A 20,970-nucleotide genomic window follows, 5' to 3' on the forward strand; every position below is an offset into this window, starting at 1 on the left:
CGTTTGTGCTCATTCCGCCGCACCCCCGGAAACCGGGCGCAGCAGCGTGCGCAGCTTCGCGTAATCGGCGTCGGTGAGTTCGCCCGCGTTCTCCACGATCTTGTTGACGTAGTGCCTGACGGAGAGCTGAGCGGCGCGCGCCTTCTTGGCGCGTGCTCGGGTGAACTCAGGATCCAGCGGCTTGCGCCGGGTGTACTGCCTGGCCACTGCGGGCCTCCAAGGATCGGTGTGATCACCGGATTCCTTGGTCACCCCGGCACGGGGCCCCGAACTCCCGGGGCGCCGATTCATTCCGCACCCGGGCTACTGCAAATGTAGCCGCTTATTCCATAGCCGCCTAATGTGCAGCTCAGAGGCCCATTCCTGATTTAACAAATTCAGGTCCCGCAGCCGACTCTGATTTAGACAAATCAAGGGGCGCACTCCAGTCATGATCCCCATTCTTTGGAGTGCGCCCAATTCCAAGCTAGCATGCCGGTTAACTAACCGGCCCTCGCAGCTAAGGGGCGTATTTGATGGGCGAAATACCCGTCGCCGAGGCAGCCCGGCGGCTCAGCATTTCTGACGTGGCCGCGTACGAGGCGTTGCGCGCCGGGCGGCTGGTCCGGGTACAGGGCTCCAGCCCGGCCCGGGTGACGGCCGAGTCGGTACAGCGCATGGCCACCCAGCGCCGGAGCGAGGCCCTGCGCCGTCGCGACGGCGACGCCGTCTCGCTGGCCCGGTACGTGGACGAGCGGCTGCACGGCCTGCCGGGCGCCGTCGGCTTCCCGCAGCCGTTCGCCGTCTCGCCGACGCGCGGCCGGGCCGCGCTCCGGCTGCTGCCCGACGACGCTCGGGCGATCTTCGGCGCCGACGTGCTGGAGGCGGCGGCCAGCCGCGACCGGCTCCGCAAGGACGGCGCCTGTCCCACCTGCTGGGCGCACGCGTCCGCCCGGGTGCACCAGACCCGCCCACCCGAGGACGATCAGGCGTACCGCCTGCTGCTCGGGGAGCCGTGCCCGGCGGACCGGCAGCGCTGGGCGGCTGAGGCCATCGCCCGGCGACGGGCCATGGAGGAGCTGACCCGGCGCGAGGCGGCCAGCCGCCAGGCGGCCGAACAGGAGCGCGTCCGGGCGGAGTTCCGCGCAGCCCAGCAGGAATCCGAGACGGCCGCTCAGCGCGTCCGGACGGCGGCTCGGGCCTACGCCGCGCTGGACCCCTCCGTCGCCCGTCAGGCGGGCGTCCAGGCCCGGCGACGGGCCGGGTTCACGGCGTCGGGTGACATGGCCTGCGGCTGCACGGCCGACCGCTACGTCTGCCGGGAGCACACCCAGATGTTCGGCACCACCGACCGCAGGCAGGTCCGGCGATGAGCGGCGAGGGCAAGTGCGCCTGCACGGGTCAGGGCCGCAACTTCCGCCCCTGTCTGGCCCACTACATCGAGCTGCCCCCGCTGACGAAACGCCACGTGCTGGCCCGGCTCGGCATCAACAACCCCCGGCCGGTGCGGAGGACGGTATGAGCGCCCGGTACCGGTGGCCCCGGCCGGGGGCCGAACTCTCCCCCGCTGCTCGCGCGTTGACCCTGCTCCGGGGCAACGGGGACACCGGCATGACTCCGGCGTCGGTCGGCGTGGTGCTGGGGCTGCCCGCCGCTCAGGCCCGGCGCCTCCTGGAGACGCTGGTGCGCCGGGGCAAGGTCGTCCGCGTAGACGACAACTACCGGGCCGCTCCCGCTCCAACTGACGAGACTCCGGGAGGCTTTGACCATGTCCGGTGAACTCGACGCACAGCAGGCCGAAATCGTCGCCGCCGGACGCGCGGCGCTGGCCGACATCCAGCAGGCATCCGACGAAGCGACGGCGGCCGTGGTGCGGGTGGTCGCGCAGCAGACCGGAGTAACGCTCGCTGTCCCGCCCCCGAGCATCATGGACGCAACCCGTCAGCAGCTCATGGGCGCCGACCGCCGGGCGCGAGCCGCCGTGGCCGCGATGGACATCGTCCTCCGGGGCTGGTTCTGGGGCGACGCGCAGACCCTCGGTCAGCTCATGCCCGACCTGCCGGAGGACGTACGGGAGGCCGTGGCCGATCACCTGGTGCAGGCGGGCCTCTCCTGATGGGCGGCGAGGTCGACAGCATCAGTCCGTTCCTGCGCGCCAGGGCGCTGCGTCACATCCAGACCAACCCCGGCCGCACCGCCGACGAGCTGACGGCGATGCTGTCGGTGTACGACCGGAGCCTGTTCGGCGGGGCACTGCGGAGCCTGCGGGAGTGCTGCCAGGTCCGCGTGGACGGCGACGGGCGCGTCTGGCCCGCCTGAGCTGGGGCGACCACTGCCGGCTGATTTCCTTAAATGAGGCTCGGCGGCGGCACAATCTGCGTATGACTCTCGCTGCCTCGTCCTTCTGGGACGACTGGCCCAAGTTCGTGCCCGGGTGGCTCGCGTTCGTCGCGACCGTGGGCACGTGGATCTACAAGGCGTGGACTCGTCGTCACACGGTGGCGCTCGGAGCCGCCGACGATGAGCTACGCGAAGCCCTGGAAGCCGCCCGGACCCGCTTCGAGGACATCATCGCCCAGGGCCGCCGGGCGGACTGGTTCATGGACGAGAAGCGGCGCGAGACCGCCCGCAAGATCCGGGACCTGTCCGAGCGCCGGAAGGACGAGGCCCTGCGCGTGGAGCTGACCAAGGTGGCCGACGCGTGGGACGAGACGTTCGCCCTCGCCCCTGGCGCTGGGGGTCCGTGGGTCCGGTTCATGGACCAGCCTTCGACACCTCAGGAGCGGGCCGAATCGGCTCGCGTCCAGGCGCAGTTCGGCAAGGAGGCGGACGTGGCCCGTACAGCCCTGGAGCACATCAAGGCGGCTGTCGCCCGCCTCAACGAGCTGGAGCGCAAGACGCTCGGCCGGTCATGACGGAGCCCCGCCGGGTACGCCCGGCGGGGCTCGTGTCTGTGCGTCAGAGGGAACCGAGGATGTTGGTCGCCGTGGCCCCGAGTTCGCCGAAGCCACCCATCAGCACGACCGTCGCCGCGATGGCGATCAGGGCGGGGACGCGGTGCTGCTTGGCTGCGGCCACGAGGACCACCAGAGCGATCAGTGCACCGAACTGGATCATGATTCCTCCCGGGCCTTGGCCAGTCGGCGGGCGGCGGTGGCGTACGACCGGCCCGTCAGCGTCATGACCTCTTCCGCTGTGACCTTCTTCGGATCTCCGCGCTCGGCGATGAGCTGACGGACGGCGGCAACCTCGTCCTCGGCGGACGCCCCCGCCGAGAAGCCGAACGCCTGTGTCGGGGGCTGGGTCTCACTGAGACTCGACTGAGACTCGCTGAGACCCAGGTGAGACGCAGTGAGACTCGGCTGAGACTCCGCGCGGTCCTCGGGCAGCGTCTCGCCGGACTGAGTGGTACGGATCCGATCCGCCGTGTCCTCCATCTCGGTCCTCAGCCGGTCCGCCGTCAGGCCGTCGGTGGCCGGGGTGCGCCACTCCAGCGCGGTGACGGATCCGTCGGAGGCGATGGCGGCGGACTCCTCCCGGATCCGCGCCCGGGTGCGGTGGAGCTGCCGCCGGACGGCGACCGTGGCCAGCTCGGCGTGCACCTCGGCGCGCTCGGCGGCGGCCCACTGCGCGGACGCCGGGTCCAGCTCCGCCCCCGTGGCCCGCATGACGACGTGCCAGAAGCCCTTGGCCACAAGGCTGACGGCGGCCCCCGCCAGACCCACCCCGAGGGAGCCGCTGACGGCCCCGTGAGCGGCTATCAGGCCCATGGACAGTGCCAGGGCCGCCCACCCCGCCCGGCGGGGCGTACGGGCGCGCTCCGGGTCGTAGCGGTTGATCCACTCCAGCACCAGGCAGCCGATCCATGCGGCGTCGAACACGAACGCGATCAGGTACGCGACCCACACGGGGGAGGTCAGCGCGAGCAGTCCGCCGATGGCCACGGTGGACCACACGACCGCCCCCAGCACGATGAGTCCGGCGAGCGCCGTGACCGCCTGGAGCGCCTGTGCGTCACGGTCCGCTGGGGGCACCGGCACGTCGATCGAGTACGTCTCGGTGACGTCGTGGGTCTTGCCGTCGATGGTCTTGGGCACCGTCCTTGTGCGGTGCTCACTGCGGGTCTTCACTGGGAGGTCCCTTCTTCCTGAGCAGGGGGGAGGGTGAAGCCGTCCGGGGTCGCTTCGACCTGGCCCCGGGCGGCGAGTTGGGTGATCTTGCGGTGCACGGAGCCCGGGTTGCGGCCGGTAGCGCGGGCGATCTCCCGCACGCCCGCCGGTCCCCCGAGCAGCGCGCGTTCGATCTCCTCCGCGAATGCGTCCGTGCGGGTGTTGCCTGTTGCGTGTTGCGGGCGTCCCCCCAGGTCAGAGGCGTGCGCAACGGGGGCAACGCCCTTGTGCAGGTCCACGGGCGGGGCGAACTCGGGGGCGGTGTACGGGCCCCGGCGCTCCAGGGCAGCCAGCCGCCCGGCCGACAGCCACAGCCCGTAGACGACGCGGGGCGTAGCCATGGCCCGTTCGGGCGTCCAGATGAGCATCTGGCCCGAGCGCATCAGGCGGTGCGGAGCCCACCCGGCGGCCACCAGCTCCTTGAGTGCGACGCGCGCGGCCTCTTCGGTCTGGAGCTGGTGCACGAGCTTGGCGCTGAACTGGTCGCGGATCTCGGACGGGATGCTGTCGGTCTTGGGGTCCTGGAGGCCGAACCACAGGTGCACGCCGAGTTCCCGGCCGGTCTGGATGACCGTCACGAGGTCGCGCATACCGGCGGCCGACAGCTCGTTGAGGAGCCGGGACTCGTCCATGATGATCGCCAGGTGCGGGGGCTCCGCCATCAGCGCGCGGGCGGGCAGCTCCCGGGTCACCAGGTCCCGCAGCCGGGCCTCGATCGCCTCCATGGTGTCGAGCACCGGGCACTTGCCCCGGTAGGCCCGGACCGAGGCGCCCCACTTGCCGTCCCAAGCCTCAAGCGACCAGGAGGAGTTGGACAGGGCCCAGGCCGCGAGCACCCGCAGCGCCGACGACTTCCCCGACCCCGTGAAGCCGACGACCATGATGTGCTGATCCGGCCGGATCCGCTCGTACCGGCCGAAGAATCCCCGGCGGGCGATACGGACCGTGGGGCGGATCCGGCTGTCCGGCGTCCAGCGGAACAGCCGGGCCAGCGTGGCATCCGGCAGGACGGCGTGCAGACGCTGCGCGAGGGTCCGGCGGGCGGCCTCACGCTCCTTGGCCGCCTGTCCGGCGACGATGGCCCGGCGGGCGTCGCGGGTGGCCTTCCACAGCCGGTAGCGGTACCGGAGGTAGAACCAGGCCCCGGCGGCAGCGGCCAGGCAGAGAACGACGGTCACGACGCACCCCCGTCCGCCTCCAGGTAGCGGATGAGGTCGGCGGTGCGTACGCGGTAGCGGAAGCCGACCCGCAGCACCGGCACGGGGAACTGTCCCCGGCGGCGCAGGTCGTAGGCGGTGGTGGTGCCGATGCCCAGAGCGCGGGCCGCCTGAGCGAGTGAGACGAGCGGCGGCCAGGTGCGCACCTCGCCGAGTGTTGCTGGTTCGCCCATGTGGGCTCCTCCGGGACAGGACCCGGACCAGCACACGAAAACGACCACAGACCGCGTACTGGTCCATGGTCGTTGGTCGTCTTGCTCTGCTCCCAGAGTACGGCCACTTACGGCGGATTACGAGGGGTTACGAGGGCGTACGGCACCCAATCTGACCTGGGTGAATTCGTTAAATGATCTGGTGTGACTCACGGGACGCATGGTGAGCCGGCAAAGGGTCGGGTCAGTCCAACTCGCGAAGAGCGGCGATGAGTTGTTGTCCCTCGGAGGCGCCCCGGCGCAGCAGCACGGCGGCTGTGGTGTGCAGCTCGTTCCAGGAGTGGGGGCGGCCGATAGCGGCGGCGTCGGGCACGGCCTCCAGCGCCACAGCGAGAGCCTGTGGCGCCTCCCCGGCTCCGGCGTAGGCGTGCGCCAGGCAGGTGCGGTACCAGGTCTTGTCCCGGCGGTAGTCGTCCGGCAGGGCGGCCAGACCCACCGTGAGGTGATCGACGGCCGCGCGCCAGTCCCGCAGGTGCAGCGCCGCCATGCCCCGCTGGAGGGTGAACCAGGTCTCGCCGTAGAAGTACATCCAGACCGGCTCGTCCTCCGGGTGCTCGGAGGCCCGGCCGATGAGCGACTGCGCCTCGTCCAGGAGGCGTTCGGCGTCGTCGCCGTCGCGGTTGAGGGCGTGACCCCGGGCGGCCATCTGCGCGGCCATGCCCTGCACTCCGAGGGACGCCCCGGGGGCCGACCACCGGGCCGCCTCAGCCAGCCGGACGGCCCTGTCTCCCCGGCCGCCGGACCACGCCATGTGCGCCTTCATGCTCAGCGTGGTGGCGGCCATGTTGGCGTCCCCGGCCTCCAGGGCCCATTCGTGCGAGCGGTCGTACCAGGCGAGCGCGGCGGCCGTCTGGCCCTGGTCCTGCGCCATCCAGGCGAGGAACTGCGCGTGCTCGGCGGCCAGGCGGACCACCCGGTCAGCCAGCGGGCCCCGGGCGGAGGCGTACAGGTTGACGACCGTGCGGAGCTGCTGCCGCATGACGTCCACCAGGGGGCGTGAGCCGATCTCGTCCTCGGCCCGGCGGTGCTCAGCCAGCAGCCGGTCAAGCCAGTCCAACGTGGGGGCGTCTACGCGGTGTTCGGACTCGACCACGGAAGTCACCCGGGTGAGCAGGTCGTCATCTGGCCCGGGGCCGGGGAGCACCAGCCCGGCCACCGGCGGGGCCGGAGCCTCAGCACGGACGCGCACAAGCTCGGCCGGGATGTCCAGGCCGGTCACGATGCGCTGCCGCACCTCGACCGAGGTGACCCGGCGGTGGCCGCGCTCGATGGCGGAGACGTCAGGCTGGACCAGGCCGACGCGTTCGCCCAGCTTGGTCTGGCTGATGCCGGTCAGGCGCCGGTACGTACGCAGCACCGTGCCCCAGTCCTCGGCGGTGACGGCGGCGATGAGCTGCGGGTGAGACCAGAGGTCAGGTGCGGAATCCCCCATGAATTCAACGATATAGGGCCGGGCTATAGGGCGGCCCAATTGTGACGGGTGGGACAGCGCACAAGGGTTGACAGGAATGGACCCCGGCGACCGCAGCGAACGGCCCCGGGGCGTGGCCGACGCTTGAGGGAGCGACGACATGACGGAAGCTACCGCCCCATCCGCCGCCGTGGCAGAGCCGGATGGGCTGGACCTGGAGACCATGCGGGAGAGCGCGCGGCGGCTGCTGGCCGACGACGCCGAACTACCCACGCCGGAGGAGCTGGAGACGCTGACGCTCCTGTTGCGGGGGCACATGATGCTGCTCATCCCGGCCGTGGAGGATGCGGCCCGGCTTCTGCCCGAGGACGCCGTACCCCGGGCGTGTGCGCTGGCGTGCGTGGGTGAGGCGCGGATGCGGCTCGGACTGGAGCCCGGCCGGACGCTGCCCGCCGGGATCGCCCACGCACAGAGGCTGGCACGGTCCGTGAACGCGCTGTGCGATCACGCGGTGAACCTGGACGGGGTGCACCGGTGACGGCGAGCGTGCACGTGTGCCGGGCGTGCGACGAGGAGATCACCGACCCGGCGGATGCGGTGGCCGTGGCCCACGAGCTGGGCAACAGCGGCCCGGGGTGGACGGTGTGGGCCCACCGTGAGCACGTGGACGACGTGGAGCTGATCGACTCGGACCTGCTGAGGATCATGACGAGGATCTGGACGGTGCGCCTCGGCGCGTAGCCCCAACAGCACGGAGCCCGGCCGGTGAAGCAGCCCGGCCGGGCTCCGTCGTGTGCGTGGATCAGCCCCAGGTGGGGTCGAAGGGCGTGAATCCCTCGGCGTCTCGGGTGAAGCAGTACGCGTCGTGGAGGGCGCGGTACGTCCCGCACCGCCGGGGGTAGTCGCACGAGTCGCACGTGACCAGGTGCTCCATGAACACGTCGAAGGCGGCTCGGGCCGGGGAGGGGACCATCCCGGCGAACTGGCACAGCGCCTCGTGCTTGGCTTCACGGGGTGCATCGCGCAGGGACCACAGGAGTATGCGCACCTCATGCTTGCGGGCGGGGTCGGCCTGCGAGACGTTCCACACCGGGCCCTCGGTCCGTATGGCGGCCGTCTCTGCTGCGGCGGCCTCGGCCCGGGTGGGGTGCCAGTCCACCACCTGACGGGAGATGGCGAACGACCAGGGCTGATCGGCGTGATGCTGCCTCAGCCTGTTCGCGGGGTCGATGGCGATGCCCACGTACAGCAGCAGGCCGGGCATGTCGTACAGCCGGTACAGGGCGGTGGGGGCGCCGGGGTCCTCGTAGCTCATGCTGCGGCCCCCTTGAGCCAGTAGAGGTCCACGGACGCCGGGTTGAAGTACTTCGACCCCGGGCGCCACCCAGCGGGGCGGCCCTGCTCTGCGGGCAGGATGGTCACCTTGACCCAGGTGGCGATGATCCTCCGCTTCCGCTCGACGTCGTAGCCCGGCCATGCCTCCTCCGGGCTCAGGCTCCAGTCGACCGGGTCGCTGTCCGCGAGCACGGCTGTGGCCTGCTCCGCGATCTCGCGCTCAACTGCGGCGATTTTGTTCCGGAGTGCTCGGCTGTCGGCCTTGAACTCCGCCGGGTCGGCGTCGTCGTCCACGGCGAATGCCTGGCGCAGCGCCTCCAGCCGGGTGCGCAGGCCCGTCAGCCGGGCCGTGAGCTGTGCGGTGGAGTCCCCGGCCGGGGCGTCCGACGCAGCGGCCGAGGTGTCGACGGCACCCACCCGGGTCAGGTGCTCGATGAGCTGCGCCTCTACGTACGTGTCCACGGCGGCGACGCTGCGGGACACGTGCCCTTCGGTGCGGCACGTGTAGACGGAGCCGTTACGGGTGTTGCCACGGCCCTTGGTCTTCACCGGGGACTGGCAGATGCCGCACACGTACAGGCTGCCGCCCAGGTACTTGCGGGCCGGGCCGGGCGAGGTGCGGCGGTCGGAGTGCTTGAGGACGGCCCGGCAGATCTGCCAGGTGTCCTCGTCCACGAGGGCGGGCCAGGCGCCCTTGCCGGTGATCTCTCCGCCGACCTCCATGAGCCCGGCGTTCCGGGGCCGCAGCAGCAGCTTGAGGAAGGTGGTCGGCGTCCACTCGCCGGGGGTCGGCTCGGTGCGGGTGCCGTCGGGCAGACGCTTGCGGCGGGCCGGGGTGCGGACGCCCGCCTCGTGCCACTTGCGCAGCTCGGAGCGGTTCGACGCTCCGTCAGCGACGGCACGGACGGCGGCCTCCAGGTGCCAGGCTTCGGAGCCGGGGGCGTTGACCGGCTGCGCGGCGCAGCCCTGGGGGCACGTGACCGTGACGGCCTCGATGGGACAGGGCGTGTCGTCGTCGTGCTCCGGGTGCTTGTCGTGCTCCTCGCGGACGACCGTGACGACGAACCCCTCGGTGGTGTCGCACTCGGGGCAGACCAGGGAGCGCGGCGTGATGCCGTCCGCCTCGAACCCGAACGGACGGCCACCGCCCCGGAACTCCCCGCGCTTGACGTTGTCGGCCTTGGCGTCGGCCACGCGCTCGCCGATTTCTTCGGACTCCTCCTGTGCGTCGATGGCCTTGCGCCGGGCGATGCCGCGCCCCTCGGCGGTGTTCATGTTGATGGGGCCGCCCTTGGTGAACTCGACGGCGATGTCGCGTTCCTGGATCAGGTCGAGCAGGGCGAACGCGTTGCGGTAATTGCGGTTCAGCCGCTTGTCCGACACGGCCAGGATGGCGTTCGCGCTGCCGTCCCGGAGCATGTCGAGCAGCCGGTCATAGCCGGGGCGCTGCTTGCGGCCGGTGCCGGTGATGTCGTTGTCGACCAGCACGGCGACGACGTGCCAGCCGCGCCGGGCGGCGAGCTTGCGGCAGTGTGCTTCCTGCCGCTCGACGCCGTACTCGCGGCCTTCGCGGTCGTCGGAGATCCGGCAGTAGATGATCGCTTGTCGTGGCTGCTTGGCGGTCATGTGACCCACCCCCTGTAGGCGCTTCGGTGTGTGCGCCTAAGAGGGTCCTACCCAAATACCCGACGACACGGGTGAACTCCTGCCCGACGGACGGGTCGTGAGCCCGCACCGCAGCCTCGGCGCGCCGGCTCTCGCCGCCTGACTCAGCCCGACGCGCCGGGCAGTTCGAGACCGGCGAGGCGGTCGGGATCGGCCAGGATGTACATCTCGGTGATCCGGCCGTCGACGACGGTGACGCCCATGACCGACTGCAGCCGTCCGTCGGGGGCGTTGAGCAGGCCGATCTCGCCGTTGACGAGAGCGACTTGGGCGAGCGGCGCGAACTGCCGGAACATCAAAGCCTGTTCGGCCACCGCCTTCGCGCCGCGCACCAGCTTCGAGGCGGCCGCGCCGGCGACCAGCGCCCCGGAGTCGACCCGCAGCACGATGTCGGGATGCAGGACGGCGAGCAGCGCCTCGAAGTCCCCGGCGCGGCTGGCGGCCAGGAAGGCGTCGACGACCTGGCGTTGCCTGCCGAGGTCGGGTTCGGCCGAGGGCGTGGCCCCCTGGACCCGGCGCCGGGCCCGGCTGGCCAGTTGGCGGGTCGCGGCCGGACTGCGCTCCAGGATCGAGGCGATGTCGTCGAACGGCACCGCGAACATGTCGTGCAGCACGAACGCGAGCCGCTCGGCGGGTTCCAGAGTCTCCAGGACCACCAGGAGGGCGAGACCGACCGAGTCGGCCTGGAGGACCTCCTGTTCCGGGTCGGTCCGCGTGAGCGGCCGGATCACCGGATCGGGGACGAACGTGTCGTCGAGGGGGTCCTCGCGGCGCACGGTGCGCGAGCGCAGCAGGTCGAGGCAGACCCGGCCGACGACGGTGGTCAGCCAGCCGCCGAGGTTGTGGATGTCGCCCGCGTCGGTGCGGCTCAGCTTCAGCCAGGTCTCCTGGACGGCGTCCTCGGCCTCGGCCAGCGAGCCGAGCATGCGGTAGGCCACCGCCCGCAGGTGCCCGCGGTGTTCTTCGAAGCGGTCCGCGAGCAGTTCCGTCTCGTTCATGCCGTCCCCCCCCAAGACGATCCCGGTGCCGTGTGAAGGCGTGTTGATCCAACCACGCCCGTGCCGGGCTGTGAACGTCTCGCCTCAATAGCGCTGTGCCTTGGCCAGTTTCGGTGTGAGGACCGGTTCGGCGGGCTTGCGGCTGACGGCGAGGGGCTGGGCCTTCTCGCCGGGTTCGAGGTCCTCCGCGCCGACGTACCGGGTCTCGACGGCCTTGCCGGAGTCGTCGAGGAAGTCGACCTGGACGGCGTACGACGCGGTCCGGTCGGTCTTGTTGGTGATGGTGACGACGACGGCGAGCAGGCCGCCGGTCTCGGAGCGCGGTTTGCCGGTCATGGCGACGTCGGACATCGCGTTGCCCTGTCCGTCGACGTCCTTGAGCTCGGCCGCGGCGGCCTGGTTGGCCCGCTCCACCTCGGCCGACACCGAGGCCTCGAAGGAGGCCGCGGCGGCCGACGCGGAGGAGGCCGCCGCGGAGGCCGCCGCGCGCGCCGACTCGACGGCGGAGGAGGCCTTGGACTCCAGCGCGGTGGGCGGTGTGCCGGAGAATGAGGCCGTGTCGGGGGCGGTCGGCCGCGCGGTGTTCGGCGTACCGGTGTCGTCGTCCGTGCCGCACGACACCAGCGCGAGCCCGGCGGCCACCACCAGCGCGACGGCGGCCGACCGGGACCGGAGGAGAGGGACGATGGGTTCGGGCATCCGAGCCTCCTGAGCCGCCGAGCCAACGAAACGCACCTTATGCCGGAATTTCCGGCCCGGCATGTCGGCTCGGCGTGGCCTCAGGCCTCGTCGCGGGTGAGTGCCAGCAGCCGGTCCAGGACGCGCGGGCCGCCCGCCCGTACGCCGTCGTGTTCGAACTCGTCGGTCACCCAGGTGCGCAGGCCGCGGACGGCGCGGGCCGTCTGCAGGGCGTGGGAGGTGTCGACGTACATGTCGTCGTGATAGACGGCCGCCGCGACCGGCACCTCGTTGGCGGCGAGGCGGGCCGGGTCGTACAGGGGGGTCCAGTCGGTGCGGGCGGCGAGGAGTTCGGCGGTCTCGCGCAGGGGGCGCAGCGCCGGGTCGCAGTCGAACATCCAGGGGTGGACCGACTCGCCGGTGAACAGGAGCGGTCCGTCGCCGGCGAGGGCCTTGGCGGCGTCGAACCGGGGGAACTCGGCGCGGACGCGTTCGGCCGACCAGGCGGTGGGACGCCGGTCCTGGCCGTAGATCGCCTCGTGGACCAGGGCGTACAGGGGGTGGCTCGCGTACGACAGGAGTGCCTGGGCCTCTTCCTGGAACGCGTCGGACAGGGCGGGGCCCTGCGGGGTGCGCACGAAGGCGTGTTCCAGGAGGAAGTGCAGGCGGTGGCTGCCCTCGCTGCCGCCGAGGACGCGACCGAGGGACTGGAAGGCCTCGGCGGTGAGCCGGTAGCCGTTCGGCAGGACCGGCTCGTGCTGCAGCACGTACTCGGCGATCTGCCGGGCGCGGTCGACATCCTGCGGGTAGCGCTCGTAGTGCGCGGTGACCTTGCGCTCGATGCGCGGGTAGGCGGCCCGGTAGACGTCGTCGGCGTGGGCGTCGAGCGAGGGCAGGCCGCCGGTGACGACGGCGGCGCGCAGGCCCTCGGGGGCGGTGGACAGGTAGGTCACCGTGCAGAAGCCGCCGAAGCTCTGGCCGAGGACGGTCCAGGGGGTGCCGCCCGTGACGGCCGGGCGGATGGCCTCGCAGTCACGGACGATGGAGTCGGCGCGGAAGCGGGCCAGGTAGTCGGCCTGTTCGGCGGGGCCGCCGCGCAGCGGGAGGGTCTGGCGGTTGGCGGGGGTGGAGTGGCCGGTGCCGCGCTGGTCCAGGAGCAGGACGCGGTACTCCTTCAGGGCGCGGCCGAGCCAGGCCGGCTTGCCGACGAAGCGGTTCGCCCCGAAGCCGGGTCCGCCCTGGAGGTAGACCAGCCACGGCAGGTCCTGGCCCGCCTTGTCGCTCGCGACGACCTCGCGGGCGTAGAGCTCGATGCTCTCCCCCGCCGGGTCGTCGTGGTCGAGGGGCACGGTGAAGCGGCGGTCGGTGAGGACGACGCCGGGCTGGCGGTAGGTGAGGGACAACAGGGCTCCCGGGACGGACGGATTGCGGACCGCGTCCCAGTTCAGCACATGTTCCTCCGGCCACCGACCCCCGGGATCATGAAATCCTACTGAACGCGGGGTCAGCGTGCCGAGAGGCTGGAGCGGCGCACCACGAGTTCCGGCTGGAGCACGACCCTGCGGTGCGTGTGACCGCGCGGCGAGGTCTCCTCCTCCGTCTCCTCCAGGAGGAGCTCGGCGGCCAGGGCGCCCATGGTGACGGCGGGCTGGCGGACCGAGGTGAGCGGGACGGCCGCCGCGGCGGCGAACTCGATGTCGTCGTAGCCGACGATCGCCAGCTCGTCGGGGACGCCGACGCCGGCCGCGTACATGGCCTGCAGGACGCCCAGGGCGAGCAGGTCGTTGGCGCAGAACACGGCGGTCGGGCGGTCGGCGAGGCCGAGGAGGCGGGCGCCGGCGTCCCGGCCGGCGGCCACGTCGAGCCGTTCGGTGGGCAGTTCGCGGAGGGCCTCGGGGCCGAGGCCGGCCTCGGCGAGGGCGTTCAGGGCGCCCGTACGGCGGTCGCGGACCTGGTTGAGGCCGGGCGGGCCGCTGACGTACGCGAGGGAGCGGTGTCCGGCGTCGACGAGGTGGCGTACGGCGAGCGCGCCGCCCGCCACGTCGTCGACGGAGACCGAGCACTCGGTGGTGCCCTCGGCGACCCGGTCGACGAGGACGAAGGGGATGCCGTGGCGCCGGAAGGACTCGATGTTGCGGCCGGTCGCGTCCGCGGGGGTCAGCAGGACGCCCCGGACCCGCTGCTCGGCGAAGAGCGAGAGGTAGTCGGCCTCCTCGCCGGGGTTCTGGGCGCTGTTGCAGACCATCACGCCGAGGCCGGCCTCGCGCGCGGCCCGTTCCGCGCCGCGCGCCACGTCGACGAAGAAGGGGTTGCCCATGTCGAGGACGAGCAGGCCCATGATGCGGCTGCGGCCCGCGCGGAGCTGGCGCGCGGACTCGCTGCGGACGTAGCCGAGCCGGTCTATCGCGGACAGCACCCGCGCCCGGGTCTCGGTCGCGACCGTGTCCGGACGGTTGATGACGTTCGAAACGGTGCCGACGGAGACTCCGGCGGCACGGGCGACGTCCTTGATACCCACCGACTGGGCCATCTGGCGGGGACCTCCTGGAGAACGATGAGGAACGAGCGCGGCGGGAAGGGCTTCACATTACGTCATCCCGCCGCACTCCAGACGGGTCAGGCGGGCAGCCGGAAGTCGACGACGTGGAGCGCCGAGGGGGTCGTACCGCTCGACTTCTCCTGGTAGAGGACGGACAGGACGTTGTCCTGCGCGATGCGCGTCTCGTCGATGACGACCTCGCCGAAGGCGTTGAGTCCGCTGCCGTCGAAGAGCACCGTCCAGTCGGTGTACCCGGAGGCCGCCGAGGCTCCGGCGATCCGGCCGAACGGGAAGATCGCGTACGCGTTGTCGTACTTGTCCAGGGCCAGCTTGGTGCGCTGGCTGGAGTTCAGCGGGACCGGTATCTCGGTCTTCTGCCAGGTGCCGGAGGCGTTCTTGCGGACGTGGAAGACACGGCCGTTCGCGGTGCGGTTGGCCACGTAGTTGGTGGTGCACTGCCCGAAGCGGCCCGGTACGTAGCTGATCAGGGCGTGCGGCCGGCCCGCCGAGTCGGTGAACTGGCTCTCCTGGTTCATCAGGGAGTGGTCCGGGTTCAGCGGGTCCACGACGAGCCCGGCGTCGGTGACGGCCACCTTGTCGGATTGGCCGGTGGTGCCGACCAGGGTGCCGGCGTTGTTGCGCCAGGTGCGGCCGCGGTCGTCGGAGTAGACGTAGCCGGTGTCGTGGTTGGTGATGCCGCCGCCGTTGCACATCACGGCGCCGTTCTGCTCGCGCCAGGTGAAGAAGGAGTGCAGCCGGCCGTTGCGGTCGTAGTCGATGCCGTGCAGGTACATGTTGCGGGCCGTGCTGGAGCCGTGCTCGCTGGTGTAGGTGCCGGTGGAGCTGGACCACTCGCCGAGGTTCGTCCACCTGGTGCCGTCGTACTCCGCGAGGGCGTTGCGGCCGTTGCCGGAGATGGCGACCCGGTAGCTGAGCTGGAGCTTGCCGTCGGGGGTGGAGACGAACTGGGGGTACGTGAACTGCGAGGTGAGCGCCAGCCCGTCCAGCGTGGACTGGGGTGCGCCGAAGCGGCTCGCGGTCCAGCTCAGCCCCGCCGGGTTGTCCATGAGGCCGGCCACCGACTTGACGTAGGTGAAGCCGTCGCTGTGGGAGTCCATGTTGAGGTGGAGGCGGCCGTCGACCTTGGAGACGCCCATGGAGATGACGTTGTGGGAGTCGTTGTAGCGCAGCGTGTGGCCGACCTTGACGGTGGACCAGGTGCTGCCGCCGAGGACGCGGCGGCCGACGACGGCGTTGCGGTCGGCGGTGTACCAGACGGCGTACTGGTAGCCCTTGTAGGTCAGCAGGCCGTTCTTCTGGAAGGAGTTGTTGTTGACCAGGCCGTCGTAGGACACGAAGAAGAGGGCCTGGCTGTCGAGAGTGGTGGTGCCGGTCCGGGTGACCGAGGGACCGGGGTCGGCGGCGCGGGCGGTACCGGCGGCGAATACGGGGGTCATCACGGCTCCGGCGAGGGCGGCGCCCAGCAGCGTACGTCTGTTCATCTCGGGGACTCCGTTGTCGGCGAGGTGGAGCGGGAGGGAGATCAGGCGAGGTGGAACACCTCGGTGAGCGGTTTCATGGCCTCGTCGGGCCGGGCGCCGTCCAACGACTCGAAGAACGGCGCCATCTCCGCCTGCCAGCGGGCGTTGACCTCGGTGGCTTCCATGCCGGCCTGGGCGGCGGCGAAGTCCTCGGTCTCCAGGTAGCCGACGAGCAGGCCGTCGTCCCGAAGGAAGAGCGAGTAGTTGTGCCAGCCGGTGGCCGAGAGTGCCTGAAGCATCTCCGGCCACACGGCGGCGTGCCGCTCTCGGTACTCGTCGAGACGGTCCGCCCGGACCTTCAGCAGGAAGCACACACGCTGCGTCAACGCCACTCCAGTGACTAGAAGTTGAACTGGTCGATGTTCTTCGCGTCGAACACGGTCGGCTTGCCGAGGCTGATCACGCCGTCCTTGCCGATGGTGTACTCGCCCATGTCGCCGGCCTTGAAGGTCTCGCCCTCCTTGCCGGTGATCTGACCCGACACCAGCGCGACGGCGGTGCGGGCGGCCAGCTCGCCGAGCTTCGAGGGGTCCCACAGCTCGAAGCCCTCGACGGTGCCGTTCTTGACGTACTTGCGCATGTCGTTGGGGGTGCCGAGGCCGGTCAGCTTGACCTTGCCCTTGTACTTGGAGCCCGACAGGTACTGGGCGGCGGCCTTGATGCCGACGGTGGTCGGGGAGATGATCCCCTTCAGGTTCGGGTACTCCTGGAGCAGGCCCTGGGTCTGCTGGAAGGACTGCTGGGCGTCGTCGTTGCCGTACGCGACCTTGACCAGCTTCATGTCCTTGTACTTCGGGTCCTTGAGTTCGTCCTTCATGAACTCGATCCAGGTGTTCTGGTTGGTCGCGGTCTGCGCGGCGGACAGGATCGCGATCTCGCCCTTGTAGCCGATCTGTTCGGCGAGCAGCTGCACCTCGGTGCGGCCGAGGTCCTCGGCGCTGGCCTGCGAGACGAAGGCGTTGCGGCACTCGGGGTTGGTGTCCGAGTCGTAGGTGACGACCTTGATGTCGTTGCTCATGGCCTGCTTGAGCGCGGTGCACAGGGCGCCCGGGTCCTGCGCGGACACGGCCATCGCGTCGACCTGCTGCTGGGTGAGCGTGTTGACGTAGGAGACCTGGCCGGAGGTGTCGGTGGCGCTGGAGGGGCCGACCTCCTTGTAGCTGGAGCCCAGCTCCTTCAGGGCCGCCTCGCCGCCCTTGTCGGCGGAGGTGAAGTACGGGTTGTTGACCTGCTTCGGCAGGAAGCCGACGGTCAGGCCCTTCTTCAGTTCGGCGTTGGGATCGGCCTTGCCGGCGGAGGCGGCGGAGCCGGTGCTCTCGCTCTTGACGTCCTCCTTGGTGGTGCCACCGCAGGCGGTGGCGGCCAGGGCGAGGGAGGTGACGGCGGCGAAGGCCACACAGGTGCGGCGGAGGGTCGACTTGCGCATGGCGAGGGTTCCTTTACGAGGGTGAACTGAGGGACGAGGTCGGGGCGGAGGCGGCTCGGCGCCCCGCCCTCGCGACGGCGATCTGCCGTGCGACCCGGGGGCCGAGCACGGAGAGGACGAGCAGAACGCCGGTGACGACGATCTGCGACTGGGCGGAGACGTCCTGGAGGCTCATCACGTTCTGCAGCGCGCCGAGCAGGAAGACTCCCGCGATCGCGCCGCCGAGCGTGCCCTTGCCGCCGTCGAAGTCGATGCCGCCGAGCAACACGGCCGCCACGACGGACAGTTCGAGTCCGGTGGCGTTGTCGTAGCGGGCGCTGGCGTAGTGCAGCGCCCAGAAGATGCCGGTGAGGGAGGCCATCAGGCCGGTCACCGTGAACAGGATCAGCTTCTGCCGCTTGACGCGGATCCCGGCGAACCGGGCCGCCTCCTCGTTCGCGCCGATCGCGAACAGCGACCGCCCGAACGGGGTGGCGTGCAGGGCGACCACGGCGATCGCGAGCAGCACCAGGAAGGGCAGGAAGGCCTGCGGGACGAAGGTGTCCCCGACGCGCCCGGCCGCGAAGTCCAGGTACTGGGTGGGGAAGTCGGTCACCGCGTCGGAGCCGAGGACGATCTGTGCGATGCCCCGGTAGGCGGCGAGGGTGCCGATGGTGACGGCGAGGGACGGCAGTCCGAGCCGGGTGACGAGCAGGCCGTTGATGAGCCCGCAGACGACACCGAGCAGCAGACAGATCGGGATGATCGCCTCGATCGTCATGCCCTGGTTCCACAGGGCACCCATCACCGCGCCGGACAGTCCGGCCGTGGAGGCCACCGAGAGGTCGATCTCGCCGGAGACCACGAGAAGTGTCATCGGCAGGGCGATCAGCGCGATGGGCAGGGTGTTGCCGATCAGGAACGACAGGTTGAGGGCGTTGCCGAAGCCGTCCACGGTGGAGAAGGACAGCAGGAGCAGGACGATCAGCAGGGCGCCGACCACGGTGTCCCAGCGGATGGCGCGGGTGAGGGACTCAGGCATGGCCGGCGTCTCCCTTCTTCACGGGGGCAGCGGTGGTCCTGGCCGCGGCCGACTTCTTCTTCAGGGCCGAGGCCACGCGCAGGGCGACGATCCGGTCGACCGCGATGGCGAGGATGAGCAGGATGCCGTTGATGGCGAGCACCCACACGGAGCTGACGCCGAGGGCGGGCAGCACGCTGTTGATGGAGGTGAGGAGGAGGGCGCCGAGAGCGGCCCCGTAGACGCTGCCGGAGCCGCCGGTGAAGACCACTCCGCCGACCACGACCGCGCTGACGACGGTGAGTTCGTAGCCGTTGCCGGTCCCGGAGTCGACGTTGCCGAACCGGGCCAGGTACATGGCGCCCGCGAGGCCGGCGAGGCCCCCGCAGAAGGTGTACGCGATCAGGATCCGCTTGCGGACGGGGATGCCGGCGAGGCGGGCGGCCTCGGGGTTGGAGCCGAGGGCGTACATCTCGCGGCCGCTGCCGTAGTGCTTGAGGTAGTACGCGGTCGCCACGAGCACGACGAGGGCGATCATCGCCAGCCACGGCACGGCCGAGAGGCCGCCGGAGCCGAAGTCCACGAACCCGCCGGGCAGGTCGGCCGCGGTGATCTGGCGGGAGCCGACCCAGATGGAGTCGATGCCGCGGATGATGTAGAGGGTGCCGAGGGTGACGACGAGGGCGGGTACCTGGCCGAGGCTGACGAGCAGGCCGTTCAGCAGGCCGAAGCCGATGCCGAGCAGTACCGCCAGGGCGACGGCGACGACCGAGTTGCCGCCGCCCTGGAGATAGAGGCCGGTGGCGAAGGCGCTGATGCCCAGGGTGGAGCCGACGGACAGGTCGACGTTGCGGGTGATGACGACCATGGCCTGGCCGGTGGCGACCAGCACCAGGATGGTCGCGTTCAGCAGGAGGTCCTTGATGCCCTGCTCGGACAGGAACTCGCTGTTGCCCGCCTGGGTGATGGCGATCATCACCAGGAAGACGGCCAGGATGGCGAGTTCGCGCATCTTGAAGACGCGGTCGACCAGCCGGGTGCCGCTGGACTTGGGCACCTCGGTGACGGGCGCGTGGTCGGGGGCGGTGACCGTCATGCGGCGGCCCTCCAGAAAGTTGTCGGCATCATGCGGCGGCCCTCCCGGTGGCCGCGGCCATCACGGTTTCCTCGGTGGCTTCGGAGCGCGGGATCTCGGCGGCGAGGCGTCCTTCGTGCATCACGAGCACGCGGTCGGCCATGCCGAGGATCTCGGGCAGGTCGGAGGAGATCATCAGAACGGCGACGCCGTCGGCGGCCAGCTGGCTGAGCAGCCGGTGCACCTCGGCCTTGGTGCCGACGTCGATGCCACGTGTCGGCTCGTCGACGATCAGCACCCTGGGGCCGGTGGCGAGCCACTTGGCCAGGACGACCTTCTGCTGGTTGCCGCCGGACAGCGTGTTGACGGTGTCGGCGATCCTGGCGTACTTCACCTGGAGCTTGACGGCCCAGTCGAGGGAGCGGCTGCGTTCGGCGCCGCGGTCGACGAGACCGGCCTTGACGGTCGTACGGAGTCCGGTGAGCCCGATGTTGCGCTCGATGGACATGTCCATCACCAGGCCCTGGGCGCGCCGGTCCTCCGGGACCAGGGCGAGTCCCGCGGCCATCGCGGTGGAGGGGGCGCCGTTGGTCAGCGTGCGGCCGTCCACGCTGACCTCGCCCGCGTCCCAGCGGTCGATACCGAAGACGGCCCGGGCGACCTCCGTGCGGCCGGCGCCGACGAGTCCGGCGAGGCCGACGATCTCGCCGCGCCGTACGTCGAAGGACACGTCGGTGAAGACGCCCTCCCGGGTCAGTCGCCGTACGCTCAGGGCGACTTCACCCGGCTTCACGTCCTGCTTCGGGTAGAGCTCGTCGAGGTCGCGCCCGACCATGCGGCGTACGAGGTCGTCCTCGGTCATGCCCTCGATCGGCTCGCTGGCGATCCAGGCGCCGTCGCGCAGGGTGGTCACCCGCTGGCAGATCCGGAAGATCTCCTCGAGGCGGTGCGAGATGAAGAGAACGGCGGCGCCCTGCTCGCGCAGCGTGCGGACGACTCCGAAGAGACGGGCCACCTCGCTGCCGGTGAGGGCCGCGGTCGGCTCGTCCATGATCAGGACGCGGGCGTCGAAGGAGAGGGCCTTGGCGATCTCGACGATCTGCTGGTCGGCGATCGAAAGGCCGCGGGCGGGACGGTCGGGGTCGAGTTCGACGCCGAGGCGCTGCATCAGGGCCAGGGTCGCGTCGTGCGTGGCCTTGTGGTCGATACGGCCAAGGGCGCGCCGCGGGCGGCGGCCCATGAAGATGTTCTCGGCGATCGACAGGTCGGGGAAGAGCGTGGGCTCCTGGTAGATCACGGCGATACCGGCGTCGCGGGCGTCGCCGGGTCCGTGGAAGAGGACGGGCTCGCCGTCGAGGAGCACCTGGCCGGCGTCCGGTCGGTGCACCCCCGCAAGGGTCTTGATGAGGGTCGACTTGCCCGCGCCGTTCTCACCGGCGAGCGCGTGCACCTCACCGGGGAACAGTTCCAGGGACACGTCCCGCAGGGCGCGCACCGCTCCGAAGGACTTGGAGACGTCCTTGAGCGACAGCACCGGGGCCGGACCCGCTTCGGACGGGTGGGTCATGAGGGGCTCCTCGACAACGCCGGCGGAAGCCGTCACAGCGTCGTGAAAGGTTTCAACTTGGTTGCCGGGACGTTAGGCGCGCCAGACATGTCACGTCAATGGGTCCGGGTCGAAAAAGTTTCGATAGCCAAAGGTCACGGTCAGAGCACGGCCGACGG

The 20,970-nt window shown here is 70.9% G+C and carries 27 protein-coding genes; 9 read left to right on the top strand and 18 right to left on the bottom strand.

Going from position 1 to position 20,970, the window contains the following annotated elements; genetic code table 11:
* Positions 1–9: 9 nt before the first annotated feature.
* Positions 10–207: a hypothetical protein gene (locus tag OG252_RS07540; RefSeq protein ID WP_329334658.1), complete on the bottom strand. Its 198-nt coding sequence runs from the start codon at positions 205–207 to the stop codon at positions 10–12.
* Positions 208–515: 308 nt separating this feature from the next.
* On the opposite strand from OG252_RS07540, the gene OG252_RS07545 reads away from it, so the two are divergent.
* The 6 genes from OG252_RS07545 to OG252_RS07570 all read left to right on the top strand — a co-directional run bounded on the left by OG252_RS07545 (position 516) and on the right by OG252_RS07570 (position 2,894).
* A complete protein-coding gene (locus OG252_RS07545) occupies positions 516–1,352 on the top strand; it encodes a hypothetical protein (RefSeq protein WP_329334659.1) in 837 nt (278 codons plus the stop codon).
* Entirely contained in the window at positions 1,349–1,501 is a 153-nt protein-coding gene (locus tag OG252_RS07550) for a hypothetical protein (protein WP_329334660.1), read from the top strand. The genes OG252_RS07545 and OG252_RS07550 overlap by 4 nt, the downstream gene beginning before the upstream one ends.
* Positions 1,498–1,758, top strand: a complete 261-nt coding sequence (locus OG252_RS07555; RefSeq protein WP_329334662.1) for a helix-turn-helix domain-containing protein — start codon at positions 1,498–1,500, stop codon at positions 1,756–1,758. Before OG252_RS07550 ends, OG252_RS07555 begins: the two co-directional genes overlap by 4 nt.
* Positions 1,748–2,095, top strand: coding sequence for a hypothetical protein (locus OG252_RS07560; RefSeq protein ID WP_329334664.1), 348 nt, complete (start codon positions 1,748–1,750; stop codon positions 2,093–2,095). Before OG252_RS07555 ends, OG252_RS07560 begins: the two co-directional genes overlap by 11 nt.
* Positions 2,095–2,298 carry a hypothetical protein gene (locus OG252_RS07565; RefSeq protein WP_329334666.1) on the top strand — a complete coding sequence of 68 codons (204 nt, stop codon included), beginning with the start codon at positions 2,095–2,097 and terminating at the stop codon, positions 2,296–2,298. The genes OG252_RS07560 and OG252_RS07565 overlap by 1 nt, the downstream gene beginning before the upstream one ends.
* Before the next feature lie 62 nt (positions 2,299–2,360).
* On the top strand, positions 2,361–2,894 hold the full coding sequence (locus OG252_RS07570) for a hypothetical protein (RefSeq protein ID WP_329334668.1): 534 nt from the start codon (positions 2,361–2,363) through the stop codon (positions 2,892–2,894).
* Positions 2,895–2,937: 43 nt separating this feature from the next.
* On the opposite strand, the gene OG252_RS07575 is transcribed toward OG252_RS07570, so the two are convergent.
* From OG252_RS07575 to OG252_RS07595, 5 genes are all read right to left on the bottom strand, one after another.
* Positions 2,938–3,096, bottom strand: coding sequence for a hypothetical protein (locus OG252_RS07575; protein WP_329334669.1), 159 nt, complete (start codon positions 3,094–3,096; stop codon positions 2,938–2,940).
* Positions 3,093–4,109 (bottom strand): protein transporter Sec31, encoded by a 1,017-nt coding sequence (locus OG252_RS07580; protein WP_329334671.1) that lies wholly within the window; start codon positions 4,107–4,109, stop codon positions 3,093–3,095. The genes OG252_RS07575 and OG252_RS07580 overlap by 4 nt, the downstream gene beginning before the upstream one ends.
* On the bottom strand, positions 4,106–5,326 hold the full coding sequence (locus OG252_RS07585; protein ID WP_329334673.1) for a helix-turn-helix domain-containing protein: 1,221 nt from the start codon (positions 5,324–5,326) through the stop codon (positions 4,106–4,108). Before OG252_RS07585 ends, OG252_RS07580 begins: the two co-directional genes overlap by 4 nt.
* Positions 5,323–5,538 (bottom strand): helix-turn-helix domain-containing protein, encoded by a 216-nt coding sequence (locus OG252_RS07590; RefSeq protein WP_329334675.1) that lies wholly within the window; start codon positions 5,536–5,538, stop codon positions 5,323–5,325. Before OG252_RS07590 ends, OG252_RS07585 begins: the two co-directional genes overlap by 4 nt.
* A 223-nt stretch (positions 5,539–5,761) precedes the next feature.
* Positions 5,762–7,009, bottom strand: a complete 1,248-nt coding sequence (locus OG252_RS07595) for an XRE family transcriptional regulator (RefSeq protein ID WP_329334677.1) — start codon at positions 7,007–7,009, stop codon at positions 5,762–5,764.
* A gap of 139 nt (positions 7,010–7,148) precedes the next feature.
* On the opposite strand from OG252_RS07595, the gene OG252_RS07600 reads away from it, so the two are divergent.
* Together OG252_RS07600 and OG252_RS07605 are read left to right on the top strand one after the other, a co-directional pair.
* Positions 7,149–7,526, top strand: coding sequence for a DUF6415 family natural product biosynthesis protein (locus tag OG252_RS07600; protein WP_329334679.1), 378 nt, complete (start codon positions 7,149–7,151; stop codon positions 7,524–7,526).
* Positions 7,523–7,729 (top strand): hypothetical protein, encoded by a 207-nt coding sequence (locus OG252_RS07605; protein ID WP_329334681.1) that lies wholly within the window; start codon positions 7,523–7,525, stop codon positions 7,727–7,729. Before OG252_RS07600 ends, OG252_RS07605 begins: the two co-directional genes overlap by 4 nt.
* Before the next feature lie 61 nt (positions 7,730–7,790).
* On the opposite strand, the gene OG252_RS07610 is transcribed toward OG252_RS07605, so the two are convergent.
* Entirely contained in the window at positions 7,791–8,303 is a 513-nt protein-coding gene (locus OG252_RS07610; protein ID WP_329334683.1) for a GIY-YIG nuclease family protein, read from the bottom strand.
* Positions 8,300–9,949, bottom strand: a complete 1,650-nt coding sequence (locus tag OG252_RS07615) for a recombinase family protein (protein ID WP_329334685.1) — start codon at positions 9,947–9,949, stop codon at positions 8,300–8,302. Before OG252_RS07615 ends, OG252_RS07610 begins: the two co-directional genes overlap by 4 nt.
* Before the next feature lie 55 nt (positions 9,950–10,004).
* Between OG252_RS07615 and OG252_RS07620 the strand changes: the two genes are divergently transcribed.
* Positions 10,005–10,091 carry a DUF5999 family protein gene (locus OG252_RS07620; RefSeq protein WP_329345099.1) on the top strand — a complete coding sequence of 29 codons (87 nt, stop codon included), beginning with the start codon at positions 10,005–10,007 and terminating at the stop codon, positions 10,089–10,091.
* A gap of 1 nt (position 10,092) precedes the next feature.
* Here OG252_RS07620 and sigJ read toward each other — a convergent pair whose 3' ends face one another.
* From sigJ to OG252_RS07670, 10 genes are all read right to left on the bottom strand, one after another.
* Entirely contained in the window at positions 10,093–10,986 is an 894-nt protein-coding gene (gene sigJ, locus OG252_RS07625) for an RNA polymerase sigma factor SigJ (protein ID WP_329334686.1), read from the bottom strand.
* An 84-nt stretch (positions 10,987–11,070) separates the two neighbouring features.
* Entirely contained in the window at positions 11,071–11,685 is a 615-nt protein-coding gene (locus OG252_RS07630) for an FxLYD domain-containing protein (RefSeq protein WP_266451109.1), read from the bottom strand.
* An 80-nt stretch (positions 11,686–11,765) separates the two neighbouring features.
* Complete coding sequence (locus OG252_RS07635; protein ID WP_329345100.1) at positions 11,766–13,067, bottom strand: alpha/beta fold hydrolase; 1,302 nt, start codon at positions 13,065–13,067, stop codon at positions 11,766–11,768.
* Positions 13,068–13,168: 101 nt separating this feature from the next.
* Positions 13,169–14,194 (bottom strand): LacI family DNA-binding transcriptional regulator, encoded by a 1,026-nt coding sequence (locus OG252_RS07640; protein WP_266451108.1) that lies wholly within the window; start codon positions 14,192–14,194, stop codon positions 13,169–13,171.
* Positions 14,195–14,280: 86 nt separating this feature from the next.
* Positions 14,281–15,705, bottom strand: a complete 1,425-nt coding sequence (locus OG252_RS07645) for a BNR repeat-containing protein (protein ID WP_329334687.1) — start codon at positions 15,703–15,705, stop codon at positions 14,281–14,283.
* Positions 15,706–15,746: 41 nt separating this feature from the next.
* Positions 15,747–16,070: an L-rhamnose mutarotase gene (locus OG252_RS07650; protein WP_266451106.1), complete on the bottom strand. Its 324-nt coding sequence runs from the start codon at positions 16,068–16,070 to the stop codon at positions 15,747–15,749.
* A gap of 14 nt (positions 16,071–16,084) precedes the next feature.
* Positions 16,085–17,170, bottom strand: a complete 1,086-nt coding sequence (rhaS, locus tag OG252_RS07655) for a rhamnose ABC transporter substrate-binding protein (RefSeq protein ID WP_266451105.1) — start codon at positions 17,168–17,170, stop codon at positions 16,085–16,087.
* Positions 17,171–17,183: 13 nt separating this feature from the next.
* Positions 17,184–18,191: an ABC transporter permease gene (locus OG252_RS07660; protein WP_266451104.1), complete on the bottom strand. Its 1,008-nt coding sequence runs from the start codon at positions 18,189–18,191 to the stop codon at positions 17,184–17,186.
* Positions 18,184–19,266 (bottom strand): ABC transporter permease, encoded by a 1,083-nt coding sequence (locus tag OG252_RS07665; RefSeq protein ID WP_329334689.1) that lies wholly within the window; start codon positions 19,264–19,266, stop codon positions 18,184–18,186. Before OG252_RS07665 ends, OG252_RS07660 begins: the two co-directional genes overlap by 8 nt.
* Positions 19,267–19,294: 28 nt before the next feature.
* On the bottom strand, positions 19,295–20,812 hold the full coding sequence (locus OG252_RS07670; protein ID WP_266451102.1) for a sugar ABC transporter ATP-binding protein: 1,518 nt from the start codon (positions 20,810–20,812) through the stop codon (positions 19,295–19,297).
* Positions 20,813–20,970: the final 158 nt, after the last annotated feature.

This window comes from Streptomyces sp. NBC_01352 (assembly GCF_036237295.1).
In the GTDB taxonomy this organism is placed as follows: Bacteria; Actinomycetota; Actinomycetes; order Streptomycetales; family Streptomycetaceae; genus Streptomyces; species Streptomyces plumbiresistens.